13 protein-coding genes are annotated in these 13,407 nt (G+C 43.9%); 1 reads left to right on the top strand and 12 read right to left on the bottom strand.

What is annotated here, in order from left to right:
* Positions 1–325: 325 nt before the first annotated feature.
* The 11 genes from SM123_RS04450 to yghU form a co-directional block, all read right to left on the bottom strand.
* Positions 326–1,006, bottom strand: a complete 681-nt coding sequence (locus SM123_RS04450) for a YoaK family protein (protein WP_320909933.1) — start codon at positions 1,004–1,006, stop codon at positions 326–328.
* 191 nt (positions 1,007–1,197) lie between these two features.
* Positions 1,198–1,836: a uridine kinase gene (gene udk, locus SM123_RS04445; RefSeq protein ID WP_320909932.1), complete on the bottom strand. Its 639-nt coding sequence runs from the start codon at positions 1,834–1,836 to the stop codon at positions 1,198–1,200.
* A 141-nt stretch (positions 1,837–1,977) separates the two neighbouring features.
* Complete coding sequence (locus tag SM123_RS04440; protein ID WP_320909931.1) at positions 1,978–3,090, bottom strand: hypothetical protein; 1,113 nt, start codon at positions 3,088–3,090, stop codon at positions 1,978–1,980.
* Positions 3,091–3,202: 112 nt separating this feature from the next.
* Positions 3,203–4,282: a hypothetical protein gene (locus SM123_RS04435; RefSeq protein WP_320909930.1), complete on the bottom strand. Its 1,080-nt coding sequence runs from the start codon at positions 4,280–4,282 to the stop codon at positions 3,203–3,205.
* A gap of 127 nt (positions 4,283–4,409) precedes the next feature.
* Positions 4,410–5,456 (bottom strand): dTDP-glucose 4,6-dehydratase, encoded by a 1,047-nt coding sequence (gene rfbB, locus SM123_RS04430; protein ID WP_118228024.1) that lies wholly within the window; start codon positions 5,454–5,456, stop codon positions 4,410–4,412.
* Between the two features lie 202 nt (positions 5,457–5,658).
* Positions 5,659–6,252, bottom strand: a complete 594-nt coding sequence (locus SM123_RS04425) for a dTDP-4-dehydrorhamnose 3,5-epimerase family protein (protein ID WP_118228023.1) — start codon at positions 6,250–6,252, stop codon at positions 5,659–5,661.
* Positions 6,252–7,121: a glucose-1-phosphate thymidylyltransferase RfbA gene (rfbA, locus tag SM123_RS04420; protein ID WP_003002772.1), complete on the bottom strand. Its 870-nt coding sequence runs from the start codon at positions 7,119–7,121 to the stop codon at positions 6,252–6,254. The genes SM123_RS04425 and rfbA overlap by 1 nt, the downstream gene beginning before the upstream one ends.
* A gap of 260 nt (positions 7,122–7,381) precedes the next feature.
* Positions 7,382–8,473 carry an NAD(P)/FAD-dependent oxidoreductase gene (locus SM123_RS04415; RefSeq protein WP_182280161.1) on the bottom strand — a complete coding sequence of 364 codons (1,092 nt, stop codon included), beginning with the start codon at positions 8,471–8,473 and terminating at the stop codon, positions 7,382–7,384.
* A gap of 6 nt (positions 8,474–8,479) precedes the next feature.
* A complete protein-coding gene (locus SM123_RS04410) occupies positions 8,480–9,277 on the bottom strand; it encodes a Nif3-like dinuclear metal center hexameric protein (protein ID WP_320909929.1) in 798 nt (265 codons plus the stop codon).
* Positions 9,264–9,953 carry a tRNA (adenine(22)-N(1))-methyltransferase gene (locus tag SM123_RS04405; RefSeq protein WP_320909928.1) on the bottom strand — a complete coding sequence of 230 codons (690 nt, stop codon included), beginning with the start codon at positions 9,951–9,953 and terminating at the stop codon, positions 9,264–9,266. The genes SM123_RS04410 and SM123_RS04405 overlap by 14 nt, the downstream gene beginning before the upstream one ends.
* Before the next feature lie 270 nt (positions 9,954–10,223).
* A complete protein-coding gene (gene yghU, locus SM123_RS04400) occupies positions 10,224–11,012 on the bottom strand; it encodes a glutathione-dependent disulfide-bond oxidoreductase (protein WP_320909927.1) in 789 nt (262 codons plus the stop codon).
* Positions 11,013–11,150: 138 nt separating this feature from the next.
* Here yghU and add point away from each other — a divergent pair, with 138 nt between their 5' ends.
* Entirely contained in the window at positions 11,151–12,170 is a 1,020-nt protein-coding gene (add, locus tag SM123_RS04395; RefSeq protein ID WP_320909926.1) for an adenosine deaminase, read from the top strand.
* A gap of 39 nt (positions 12,171–12,209) precedes the next feature.
* Here the strand turns inward: add and SM123_RS04390 are convergent, their stop codons facing one another.
* Positions 12,210–13,397: a glycerophosphodiester phosphodiesterase family protein gene (locus tag SM123_RS04390; protein ID WP_320909925.1), complete on the bottom strand. Its 1,188-nt coding sequence runs from the start codon at positions 13,395–13,397 to the stop codon at positions 12,210–12,212.
* Positions 13,398–13,407 lie beyond the last annotated feature (10 nt).

The following is a 13,407-nucleotide window of genomic DNA, read 5'->3' as shown; positions in this document are numbered from 1 at the left end:
TATACTAAACTTTCCGCTGTTAGAAAAGTGCCTGAAGCTTAACTGCTTCAGGCACACGGAATTATTGAGAGTAAAACAGTTTGGGAAACTGTTTTAGCCTGAGCCCAGAAATTGAAGAGCGAAGGGGCTCAATATGAATTGAACACGGGCTGCGGATTGTGTCAAAAAGATAAGTTCTCCTAGAATCGAAAGATTCTGCGTCAAACTTCCTATTTTGACTTTATCCGCAGACACCCTTTGTATCTTGATTTAGTCATGGAACTTCTTCGAAGAAGTTCGCTGACGTCCGCACTCACCTAAGGAAAGTTTTTTATGATACCTTTATCTATTCATGTCGCCGATTGAAGTGAAAGACTTCAAAATACTGAATGGCACGGTAGATTAAAAAGATCGTCAAGATGATGGACACCAGCCAGATGGTCTCTAATCCATAAAACTGGATCAAATAAGTCGAAAAAATGGCCCCACAGACGAAACTCCCGATCAAGCAGGTCATAAAGATGGCTTCCCAGAGGAATTTCATCTCCCTGTCTCTAACAAAATTTCCATAAGCTACCATGGTTTTCTTGAGATTTCCGGTCATAAAAGAGTGGTTGTAGGCATAGCTACCTACTTCTCCAAATGAGGTCGCTACGATTCCCAAACTCAGGCCAAAAAAAGGCACGATGAAGACATTTTTTACCGATGCTGGCAAAAATCCCGTCACCAAGGTTGTGAGGATAAAGGGTACCAAGGTACTGAGGCGCCAAACTGAGTTGTCAATCAAGCGACGCAAAACCGTCATCAAAAAGATTCCCAACATAAAGGCCAGCATGGTTGCCAACTTTACTTCCACATCCGAGATCTGCTGGCCAATCAAACCGACCGATAGAAAGACCACATTTCCTGTCTGACCAGCCGCCAAGGTTCCACCCCGACAGATAAAGGTATAGGCATCTGAAAAACCAGCACACATGGTCAATAAACAAGCGAACGCCTTGGTCCGCGAATGAAACTCCCTTTTCATTTCCATTCTCCCTAGGAAAAAGAGGGAGTGGTACAGAATGTTAAAAAACATTTCTCATACCACCCCCGAAACATTGATTGAGAACTCTTTCGAGCTTTTAGGCGAATGAAGAGTCCAATCAACTACTGCGATATTCAATTATTGCATCTAATAGCTAAGGATTGGAGATCGATTACCCTCACTCCAACTTTCTATTTCCCTTCACGCGCCTCGTTGAGGATTTTCTCAATCTTGGTTGTGATCAAATCAATCGCAACCGTATTGGTCACGCCCTCAGGAATGATCACATCCGCATAGCGCTTGGTTGGCTCGATGAACTGGTGGTACATCGGTTTTACCACACCAAGGTATTGCTCAATGACGCTATCAAGACTCCGGCCACGCTCCTCCATATCGCGCTTGATCCGGCGAATGATCCGTACATCATCATCCGTGTCAACGAAAATCTTGATGTCCATCAAGTCCCGAAGGCGCTTGTCTTCAAGAACTAAGATCCCTTCCACGATGAAGACATCCTGTGGTTCCTGACGATAGGTCTTGCTGCTGCGCGTATGTTCCGCATAGTCATAGGTTGGGAGATCCACTGGACGACCTGCCAAGAGTTCATTGATCTGCGCAATCATCAAATCCGTATCAAAGGCAAAAGGATGGTCATAGTTGGTCTTGATCCGCTCCTCAAAGGTCAAATGACTCTGGTCCTTGTAATAAGAATCATGCTCAATCATGGCAATCTTTTCATTCGGGAAATTGGCCAAAATGGCACGAGACACACTGGTTTTTCCACCACCAGAGCCACCAGTAACACCAATAATAATAGGTCTATTTTGCATTTTCTACTCCATTACCTCTAGTCGTCTGAGAAACAATAGACATCTCAGACACATCTTATCCATTTTACCATATTTTTGCCTAGACATGAATAGTTTTTCAGTAAGAAGTTTGGAAACAAAAAGGACCTTGCGGTCCTTTGATTATTTCACTTTTTCTAATTTTGCGGCAAATTCATTACCACCACGTAAGACGAGTATATTTTTTCCACCGTTGACAGGTACGAAACAATAATTTGAATTAGCTTGTATATAGACTTCCTTAGCGCTCTTCACTTGATAGCCTTCTGATTTCACCGCTTCTTGAATGACTTCAAATGTGTGTTCAATCTCTTCTTTAGAAGTCGTGTCTCCATCATACTTTTCTTGATCAGCTAGAGAATAGAATGCGTAAGCCTTGTTATCGTAATACTTATCACTTATAATTCCATGATCTGAAATCTGAACAGTTGTATTATCTCCTTCTGTCACATTCTTCCATTTTCCAACCATGGCCTTTGGTGTTTCAACCTTGTGATAGACCAAATTATCTTCAAAGTTTCCTTCGTATGATTTATAAGTTTTCAAGTCGAATAAATCATTTCTTAAAATAATATTGCTTCCGTCTTTTTGGAGCAAGTTATAGCGTGTGTTCCCACCAGACTTAATAACAACAATTTCTGTCGTTTTCAGATTAAATTTCTTATCGACATCCGCAAGTGAATGCAAGTCTGTTGCATTTAACAAAGAAAGTGCTGTATTAAATTCTTTTTTCGCTTCATTGCCCTTGAGAACCTTTTTGATGGTCTCGCCACCATTAACTCTTTGTTTCTTTCCATTTAATTCATAGGTGACCGGACTTGAATCCGTATTTCGCAACCAAACACCATCTACACTTGGTCCACCTGAAAAGAAAAAGAACCAAGCAAGAGCAATCACTGCGACAAGTCCCGCAATTGCGGCCCCAATTTGGGTTTGTTTATTGAAAGAAAATGTCAATTTTTTCGGTCTTGGAACAGGTTGTAAGGTTTTCGCCGATGGCTGCGGTTGGACAAAAGCTTTCTGCTCTTGTGAAAGAGGTGCGCTAGATGCAACAGGTACTTCCTGAGCAGGAGCCTGTGCTTCAGCTACCGAAGCTGGTGCCTCAGTTGTTGGAGTCGGCGCTTCTTTTCGCTCTACGACAAACTCCCCTTTTTCACGCGCTTCTTGAAATTCTTGCATACTTGGCTTGCGACCATTGACCGCTTCAAAGTATTCAACCCAATCTTTTTGATTCATCATATCCCCCTTTTTGATTCATTATAAAAACTAACCATATTATACCATAAATCCATGGTTAATTTTGTGATTTTCAGAAAATAAAAGAAAAGGACCTTACGGTCCTTCTAATTTATTTCACTTTTTCCAATTTTTCAACTAAATGATAGTCTTCTGTGAAAACAAGGACTGTCTTCCCTCCATTTACAGGGACATAATAAAAATCAGATCCTAGTTGCTTGTACACGTCTTTCATACTAGTTAGCTGGTAATATTGAGAATCGACCGCATCTTGAAGATCTTTATAGACCTCTTTCACTTTGTCAGCTGTCTTTTCTTGATCAAACTTAGTTGAAGGCATCTTTTGGAGCTCTTCTAGACTATAAAAAGCCGTACCTTCGCTACTATCATATTCACTATAAGTAAGAATACCACGATCATTTAATTCAAGATAATTGGTTTCATCATCATAAGAACGCTCAATTTTCCATTTCCCAACTAGCACTTTAGGAATTTCTGTCTTGTGAAAAATAGCATTCTTTTTAAAGCTTTCTGAATGATCACTATAGGTAACCAAATCCATCAAGTCATTGGCCAAAATTACATTGGTTCCATTGCTTTGGAGTAGATTATAAACAAGCCCATGCTCGTCTTTAATGATGACAACTTCCCTCGTGTGGAGGTCAAATTTTCTATCAACATCTGCTAAGGTTTTCAGCTTGGAGTAGTTTAATTGGTTTAAAGCTTTCTGAAACTCTTGTTTTGCTTCATTTCCTTTATAAACTTTCTCAATCTTATACTTACCATACGATCGTGACTCTTCTTGATTTAATTCATAAACCACTGCTGTTGAATCAGCAGGACCAACCCAAATTCCTTCTAAACTTGGAGTCGGTTGGAAGAAAAAGAAGTAAGCCAGTACAATAACAGCTAGTATTCCTACACCTGATAAAGCCCATTTTGTCTGTTTATTCCATTTCACACTAAAACGTTTGATAGCTGGAGTCTCAGGACTTGACTCCACTTGTGACGGCATTTGAACCTGCTCACTATTCTCTCGTGAGGCGACCGCTGATGGAACTGGTGCTTCAGGAACGGTCTCTTTTCGTTCCACTACAAACTCGCCATTCGCTCGTGCATTTTGAAACTCTTGCAGACTCGGCTTCCGGTTATGGAGTGCTTCAAAATAGTCAACCCAATCTTTTTGATTCATCTATTCCTCCTAATCGATAAATATTTTCAAACTGATCCTATTATACCATAGATGAAAGGGTAATCACTTATTTTCAGAAAATAAAAGAAAAAGTCCAAGCAATTTTCCGCTTGGACTTTCTTCATTATTATTTCAAAACTTTTTGTGTTTTCGCGTAGTTGGCTTCGACAGCTTCTTTTTCAGCTTTCCACCAGTCTCGGTTGTCTGTGTACCACTTGATGGTGTCTTCCAAACCTGCTTCGAAGTTTGTGAATTGTGGTTCCCAACCTAATTCTTCACGCAATTTTGTTGAATCGATGGCGTAACGCAAATCGTGACCAGCACGGTCTGTTACACGGTCGTAGGCGTCTTTTGGTTGACCCATTTTTTCAAGGATCAATTCAAGCACTTCCTTGTTGTTCTTTTCACCGTCAGCACCGATCAGGTAAGTTTCACCGATACGGCCTTTAGTGAGGATAGCCCAAACACCAGTTGAGTGGTCGTTGGTGTGGATCCAGTCACGGACGTTCTTCCCTTCACCGTAAAGTTTTGGCTTGATGCCAGACAAGATATTGGTGATTTGACGTGGGATGAATTTTTCGATGTGTTGGTATGGCCCGTAGTTGTTTGAACAGTTTGAAATCGTTGCTTTGACACCAAAGGAACGTACCCAAGCTTTCACAATCAAGTCTGAAGCAGCCTTGGTTGATGAATAAGGTGATGATGGGTTGTATTTGGTTTCAGCAGTGAATTTTTCACCAGGCCCTTCCCCATGTCCAGGAAGATCTTCGCGCAATGGAAGGTCTCCATACACTTCGTCTGTTGACACGTGGTGGAAACGAATGTCGTATTTACGAGCAGCTTCCAAGAGTGTATAAGTTCCAACAAAGTTTGTGTAGATAAATGGAGATGGGTCTTTGAGGGAGTTGTCATTGTGGCTTTCAGCCGCATAGTGAACAATCGCATCAGCCTTGGCAGCCAATTTGTCAACTAATTCAGCATCAGCGATGTCCCCCACAACCAACTCGACACGATCTCCAAGGATTTCTTCGATATTGGCACGGTTACCAGCGTAAGTGAGTTTGTCAAGGACAGTCACATGCACGTCTGGATGGTTGTTGTAGACATAGTGTACGAAGTTTGAACCGATGAAACCAGCTCCACCGGTTACGATGATATGTTTATATTCTGACATTTTTTCTCCAAATAGTTTTTAGTTTTGATTTTTCCTTTAGCTAGTGGGGGATGCCAGCAACCCTTCGGTTTCATGGCTCAATCGGAAGCCGAAGTCTCCGGATTTCCCTACAAGATTCCCTACGGCAATCTTGTTTCCACTAGGGCAGGAACAATCCTACCAGGCTCCTTGCAGTCGCGATACTGCTCTGCAAGGTTCATTCTTACAAATCTTCTGCTTTTAGGGGTTTGACATCTTTGAGCAATGGGTGGTTCTTGTCTGCTTCTGAAACTTCTGCTTCTTCCAAGTTTTCCCATTGAATGTCTAGGCTTGGGTCTGCGTAGTTGACAAAAGCATATTTTGGCTTGAGCTCCAATGCCCAGTAGTCATTGACCAAATAGCTGTAGGCCACTTTGTCAGACAAGACTTGGAAGCCATTGGCTACGCCACGAGGTACGAAGATCCCTTTAGAGGCGTCAATCACAGTTTGGTAGGTGTTCCCAAAGCTATCGCCTTCACGAAGGTCTACCCAAGTTCCAAGAACCTTACCTTCATCTGCTACAGAGATGTACTTGTCCCATGGCTCTGCATGCAAGCCACGCAAAACATTCTTACGAGAGAATGAAATATTGTTTTGCAACTTGCCTTCTGCAAAGAAGCTTTCAGGGAATCCAAGGGGAAGCATTTTCTCTTTTTGGAAGTTTTCTTTAAACCAACCACGGTTATCCCCGCGCACTGGAATATCAAACTCCATCAAGCCTGGGATGGCTTCAATTTTGCGGGCTGCTAATTCTTTATCAAAAAATTGTTCCGTCATTATGCTTCTCCAATCAAACGGAGCAAGTATTGTCCGTATTCGTTTTTCTTCAATGATTGCGCTAATTCATGGACTTGTTCTTTAGTGATATAACCCATGCGATAGGCAATTTCCTCAAGGTTAGCCACTTGGACATTTTGCAAGCGTTGAACAGTTTCGATATATTGAGATGCTTGCAAGAGACTTTCGTGAGTTCCAGTATCCAACCATGCAAAGCCACGGCCCATGAGCTCAACAGAGAGATCTCCACGCTCCAAATAGGCCTTGTTAACATCAGTGATTTCAAGCTCGCCACGAGGGCTTGGTTTGATGTTTTTGGCAATTTCTACCACATCATTGTCATAGAAGTAAAGTCCGGTCACTGCAAAGTTGGATTTTGGATGTTCTGGTTTTTCCTCGATAGAGATAGCATTCATATCCGCGTCAAACTCTACCACACCAAAGCGTTCAGGATCTTTAACTTGGTAACCAAAGACAGTCGCTCCTTTTTCCTTCGCTTCTGCCCGTTGCAACATCTTGGTTAAGCCATTTCCGTGGAAGATATTATCCCCAAGGATGAGGGCAACGTGGTCGTCACCAATAAAGTCTTCTCCGATGATGAAGGCTTGCGCCAAACCATCAGGACTTGGTTGCTCTGCATAAGAGAGAGAAATTCCTAGCTCAGAACCATCTCCAAGAAGCTCTTCAAAACGAGGTAAGTCTTGAGGAGTCGAGATAATCAGGATATCTTTGATCCCAGCCAACATAAGGGTTGACAGCGGATAGTAGATCATTGGTTTGTCATAAATGGGCATCAATTGTTTAGAAGCCGCACGTGTCAATGGATACAAGCGAGTTCCTGAGCCCCCTGCTAAAATAATACCTTTCATAATGTTAGGCCTTTCTACGTAGTCATTACCCTTATTTTATCATGTTTATATAAAAAAGTCACCTTGCATTTATGTTACAAGGTGATGACAGGATATGAGAGTTGTAGAATTGTTAGCATTGGTCTTACTCATGATTCAAATAGATTACTGCTCCTTGACTGAGCCGTCTGAAAATCTTACCTTGTAGTAGAGCCCACTCAACCACTGCGTCTTGCTCGACAATCCAAAGAAAATTGAGAGGCTAGGACTTCTGTCCCAGCCTACTTCTTCACATATTGTTCAACTGGATAATCCGCTGGATCTAAGCGCAGGTTTCCTCCTGCTACGAGTTGGGCTAGATGCCAACCAATGAGGGGACCAGTTGTGAGTCCGGACGAACCTAGTCCACTAGCGACATAGAGGCCTGCTTGATCAGGAACAGTTCCCCAGAATGGTGAAAAGTCACTGGTGTAGGCACGAGTTCCCACGCGCTCCCCGATAACTTCCGCTTGAGCGAGTTCTGGATAATAGGTCAAGGCCTCTGTTTCCATCTGATTTAGAAGAACTTGATCCACCGTCAGGTCAAAGCCCATCTCATTTTCATGGGTGGCTCCCATACTGATCTTGCCCTGCTGAAATGGAATGATATCCAGCTCTCCTTCAGGCATGACCACAGGATAATCATCAGTATCTAGGTCTAACTGATAATCCCTCAACTGTCCTTTTTGCGGACGGACATCGACTTGGTAGCCAAGTGGATCGAGGATTTGCCCCAGCCAGGCCCCTGTTGCTAGGATGACTTGGTCATAGTTTTCACCAGCAATCTGATAGCTATGATCCGAGACTGATAGAGCAACCTCTTCCTTGATCACTCGTGCCCCACTGGCTTTAAGAAGGGTTTCCGTCAAAAGTGCTCCCTCCACATGAGCTCCACCTGAGGCATAAAGGAGCTTCTCAAAGCCTTGTAGTCCTGGGAATTGCTGGGCTACTTCTTCCTTAGTCAAAATCGCCAAGTCCCCGATTAAGGGAGATTCTTCTCGTCGACTCAGCCCCAACTGATAGAGATCGTCTAATTTTTCCTCATTTTTCTTGAGGAGATAGACGCCAGTCTGCTGATAAAAATCTGTTTTAATTCCGTCCTTGGCCAGGTCTTCTACCAATTCTTGGTAAAAGTCTGCTCCAAGACGAGCCAGGCGATACCAAGCCTTATTCCGCCGTTTGGAAAACCAGGGACTGATAATGCCAGCAGCCGCCTTAGTTGCTTGGCCGACTCCATGGTCATAGACGGTCACATCCACTTGTGCTTCTTTGGATAAATAATAGGCTGCAGTGGATCCCACGATCCCTGCACCAATAATGGCAACTTTCATCATGACCCCTTAGATATGGTAAAAAGGATTGGTGCTGGCTTGACTGCCAATCACTTCAATCTCCCAGGCTTCCTCAGCCTTCCACTGATTGAGCTTTTCTACTAATTTTGACACAAAAAGAACTTCGATATGGTGTCCTGGATCCAAGGCTAAGAGGCCATCGCTCAGCATGTCCTGAGCCGTGTGATAGTAGATATCTCCGGTGATATAGACCTCTGCTCCCTTGGAGAGAGCATCCTTGTAAAAGGACTGGCCACTTCCTCCACAGATAGCGACACGCTCAATAACCCGATCCAAATCCGCCTGATCATAACTGACTATGCGCAAAGCATCTAAGCCAAAGGTTTCTTTGACCTTGTCAGCCAACTGGCCAAAGGTTTGGGCGGGTACCCGACCAATCCGGCCGATTCCGATTCCTTCTCCTGTCATGCTGAGGGGCTCTGCATCTTCAATGTCCAAGAGCTGGCAGAACCAATCGTTGAGCCCATCTGGAACAATGTCAATATTGGTATGGCTGACATAGACTGCGATATCGTGCTTGATCAAGTCGATATAGATCTGATTTTGAGCCCGATCGGCTACCAAATCCTTGATGGGACGGAAAATGGGCGCATGCTTGACGATGATCAAGTCCACCCCATGGGCGATAGCTTCCGCCACCGTCTGCTCGCGGATATCTAAGGCCACCATGACCTTATGGATGTCTTTTTGCAGCGTACCGACCTGTAGCCCACGGACATCTCCGTCCATGGAAAGTTCCTGAGGACAGTAGGCTTCATAGCGTTTGATGACTTCACTTGCTAACATGTAGAACCTCCTTGATGTGAGCGATTCGCTCTTCTAACGATGCTCTGGCAGATTGATTCTCAACTGGGACCTGCCCCAAGGCAAAGGCTAATTTCTCTACTTCCTTGGACCACTTTTGGACAAAGGCTGGAGCTTGTTCCCGCATCAAATAGGGACCAAAACGCAGTTCCTTGGCTGTCAACTCCTGAGAACCCTGTTCGACCACGAGGATCTCATAGAACTTCTCATTTTCTTCCAAGATAGCTTCATCGACGATACGGAAATTATGGTCGACTAACCAAGCCCGCAGTTCATCCTCTCGATTATTGGGCTGCAGAACCAAGCGATAGACATTGGCTAATTTCTCAAGACCTGCCGCTAAGATATCTGCAATCAAGCGTCCGCCCATGCCGGCAATAGTGATACAGGAAATGCCATCTGTTGGTTCAAAGGCAGCCAAACCATTGGCCAAGCGGACTTCAATCTTGTCCTCTAAGCCATTATCGGCGACATTTTGCAGGGCAGACTGATAGGGCCCCTCTACCACTTCCCCAGCAATGGCAGCCTCAATCTTGCCTTCTTGTAAGAGGGAGATTGGTAGATAAGCATGGTCACTCCCTACATCTAGAAGACGAGCTCCTTCTGGGACGAAGCTAGCCACCAAGTCCAAGCGATTTGATAATTTTGTAAATTCCATGTGATACTTTCTAAACTTTTATTCCACCCTTAAGTATACCATGTTTACACCATTAAAAAAAGGCGCAACGGCGCCTTGTCTATTATGGAAAGGTATTACTTTAGACTTTCCTTAGGTGAGTCCGGACGTCAGCGAACTTCTTCAAAGTTCCATGACTAAGTTTTGAGTCTAATGTCTCAAAACTTCCGGGCACATGAAACTTATATGTTTCATGTGCTATACTCACGGCGGAAACTCTCGCTATCATCCTCAACAAGCCGATATTAGACTTTAGTCAATTTCCTTATAGTCTACTTCCAAGCCACGTTTCACAGCTGGGCGATTGGCGATTTTCTCTGTCCATGCTTGCAGATGCTTGTATTCCTTCACATTTAGGAAAATCCCTGCACGGTCCCAGATCTTGTCTTGGGCTAGACGGCCATACCAAGACCAGATGGCGATATCTGCAATGGTATAGTCATCCCCTGCGATATAAGGTTTGGTGGCCAGCTCCTTGTCCAGTAAGTCCAATTGACGTTTGGCTTCCATGGCAAAGCGGTTGATGGCATACTCGATTTTCTCAGGCGCATAGTGGAAGAAATGACCAAAGCCTCCCCCTAGGAAAGGTGCCGCACCCGTCTGCCAGAAGAGCCAGTTGAGCACTTCTGTCCGTTTAGCCAGATCAGTCGGGATTAATTGGCCAAATTTCTCTGCTAGATACAGGAGGATATTGGCCGATTCAAAGACACGAATGGCTTGATCGCCTGATTGATCCAACATGGCTGGAATTTTCGAGTTTGGGTTGATGGCTACAAAGTCACTACCAAACTGATCTCCCTCACCAATCTTGATCCGATAAGCGTCATAGCCTGCATCCACTCCCAGCTCTTTCAATTCCTCCAGCATAATGGTAGCCTTGATCCCATTGGGTGTTGGAAGGGTATAGAGTTGGAAAGGCTGGTCCCCTTTTGGAAGAGTTTGTTCAAAGCGGGCACCTGCTGTTGGTTGGTTCAAGCCACCCCAGGCTCCTCCCATTTGACTCGGTACTTCCCATACTTCTGGTAATTGATAGTCTGACATCTCATTTCTCCTTTTTTCTAAGCTACTCTTAGCATATCAAATATCGGGCTCCCTTTCAAAGATCTGCTACGCGAAGGCTACTTGACTTTTTTTGTCAAAATGATAGTATAGAAAAAATACAATTTTAAGGAGAAAACCATGTCCACGATCGATTTTCATAGTTTGGCAAAGACAGAACTTCACTGTCACTTAGACGGTTCCTTGTCGCTTCCAATCATTCGCCAGCTGGCCGCTATGGCCAATATTGACCTACCCGCTAGCGATGAGGAGCTCAAGCACCATGTCACTGCGCCTGCCCACTGTGAGAATCTTTTGGACTATTTGGAGGCCTTTGACTACATTCGGCCCCTCCTTCAAACCAAGGAAGCCTTGACCCTTGCTGCTTACGATGTGGCCAAGCAAGCTGCTCTCGAAAACGTCGTCTACATCGAAGTCCGCTTCGCACCAGAATTGTCCATGGACCAAGGACTCACCGTCCCAGAAACTATCGATGCTGTCTGCGATGGTCTACGCCAAGCCCAGGAGGAATTTGGCATTGTTGCAAAAGCCTTGGTCTGTGGCATGCGCCAATCAGATCAAGAACTCACATCTCGTATCCTTGCCGAAGCAAACCAAGTCAGGGATCAGGAATTTGTCGGGTTTGACTTTGCTGGGGATGAGCACAACTACTCTCCAGAAGATATTCGACCTTTAATCGAGCAAGTCAAAAGTTACCATCGGCCGATGACGCTTCACGCAGGTGAGTGTCATTGCCCACACTTTGTAGCCCAATCGATTGCTTTTGGCATCAAACGCAATGGCCACGTGACGGCTCTATCTCATGAACCAGCCCTACTCCAGTCTTTTGTTGAAAATGAAGTCACCGGTGAACTCTGCTTAACCAGTAACTTACAGACAAAAGCAGCACCGACTTTAGAAGATTTCCCTTATCTGAAGATGAAGGCAGCTGGTGCTCGGATCAGTATCAATACCGATAACCGGACTGTATCTGATACCGACCTCACCAAGGAATACGCCCTCTACCATCAGCATTTCCAAACCAAGGAAACTGACTTTTACCAGCACAATGTCGATGCCATCCAGGCTTCCTTTGCCAGTGACGAGGAAAAACAAGAACTCCTTAGAAGACTAAAAAAAGCCTACGCAGACCATCTATAAATGCAAAAACTAGCACTTTTATAAAGTGCTAGTCTTTTTCTATTTTGATACGGATTCATACACGGCCATATCCTGTGGAGTCAATAAGCCAGTGTAAAAGTCATCAACATTGATCGCAGCATACTTAGTTAGGCTCTCATAGGTTTGAATGGTATGAACATAGACCCGTTTTCCAAGTTTATGTACCTGTTCGATAAACTTAGGAGTTAAGCGAGAATCGTCGATAGGGACGGTCACCGCCTCGATTTCCTTGTGCTTGGCGATAAAATCCAGCACTTCTTCTCCACTATCTGGTGAGGCGTAGAGCGTATAGATCACGTGCTTGAAAGGATAAATAGATTCGATTTCTCCGAACATCTCTTGATGATAAATTTGTGGAATCACACGATCCAATAGTTCTTTGTCTCGCTTGTTTGCTTCTGAAACAAGTTCTTTAAATTGTGTAATCCTATCTTCCTTAGAGATTTCCATCGATTTGATATCTGTCACCAACACCATATCTCGATTAATTATCATTTGATCAAACACATCTCCTATTAACATGGTCGTAAAGCGACTTGGTGTTTCTGGGGAACCATAACCCTGAAATTTCTTCCATTCCTTAGAAGAAGGTGCGACATCATCTTTGTTTCCAAAATGGTGCCAATCATGAACTGCAGCTAATTTCTTGTCACTAGTCAAATTAAAATCCATTTCAAACAAGCGATGGCCGAGATTGTAATTTTGCCGTAAAGCCTCTAAGGAATTGGTATACTTCGTATTGTACTCCTTCTCCCGGACCGTCCCTCCAGCGTGGGCTATTAGTCTTGGAGAAACCCTTAGCCAATCTTTCTTATTAACCTTGGTGTACTGCACGAAACCATATTGGTTAGACAGCTGGCCATTGGTCAAACGTTCAAGTGTTTCCTTATCCACATAGGTTTTCTTCCAGAAAGTTGTCTCTTGATGGGCTTTAAAGCGATAATGATTTTTATCAAATACCTTTGTTTTTGCGTTCCACTGGATGTCAATGATTACATTGGCATCTTTTTTACGAAATCCTGTCTTCGTTTTGGTATAGCCAGCCTCTAGTAGAGTCTCTTCTACTGGGTACAGGCCCGATGTTAATAGGTTGGTCCGTACGTAGTAAAAGCTGATCATGCCAAACAATAAAAACAATCCGACCACTAACATAGTCGGATAGAGCCATCTAAATCGTCTGCGTCTGTTTTTATCTCCCCATTTCAATTGATCAATC

Source organism: Streptococcus sp. S5 (assembly GCF_034134805.1).
Lineage (GTDB): Bacteria > Bacillota > Bacilli > Lactobacillales > Streptococcaceae > Streptococcus > Streptococcus lingualis.
The sequence above is the reverse complement of the archived record's forward strand: the minus strand, read 5'-3'. Positions and strand labels throughout refer to the sequence as shown.

Coding starts and splice junctions, on each gene's coding strand:
- SM123_RS04450 (WP_320909933.1), bottom strand. CDS start 1,006: ATGAAAAGGGAGTTTCATTCGCGGACCAAGGCGTTCGCTTGTTTATTG.
- rfbA (WP_003002772.1), bottom strand. CDS start 7,121: ATGAAAGGTATTATTTTAGCAGGGGGCTCAGGAACTCGCTTGTATCCA.
- rfbB (WP_118228024.1), bottom strand. CDS start 5,456: ATGTCAGAATATAAACATATCATCGTAACCGGTGGAGCTGGTTTCATC.
- udk (WP_320909932.1), bottom strand. CDS start 1,836: ATGCAAAATAGACCTATTATTATTGGTGTTACTGGTGGCTCTGGTGGT.
- add (WP_320909926.1), top strand. CDS start 11,151: ATGTCCACGATCGATTTTCATAGTTTGGCAAAGACAGAACTTCACTGT.
- SM123_RS04405 (WP_320909928.1), bottom strand. CDS start 9,953: ATGGAATTTACAAAATTATCAAATCGCTTGGACTTGGTGGCTAGCTTC.
- SM123_RS04415 (WP_182280161.1), bottom strand. CDS start 8,473: ATGATGAAAGTTGCCATTATTGGTGCAGGGATCGTGGGATCCACTGCA.
- SM123_RS04435 (WP_320909930.1), bottom strand. CDS start 4,282: ATGAATCAAAAAGATTGGGTTGACTATTTTGAAGCACTCCATAACCGG.
- SM123_RS04425 (WP_118228023.1), bottom strand. CDS start 6,252: ATGACGGAACAATTTTTTGATAAAGAATTAGCAGCCCGCAAAATTGAA.
- SM123_RS04440 (WP_320909931.1), bottom strand. CDS start 3,090: ATGAATCAAAAAGATTGGGTTGAATACTTTGAAGCGGTCAATGGTCGC.
- SM123_RS04410 (WP_320909929.1), bottom strand. CDS start 9,277: ATGTTAGCAAGTGAAGTCATCAAACGCTATGAAGCCTACTGTCCTCAG.
- yghU (WP_320909927.1), bottom strand. CDS start 11,012: ATGTCAGACTATCAATTACCAGAAGTATGGGAAGTACCGAGTCAAATG.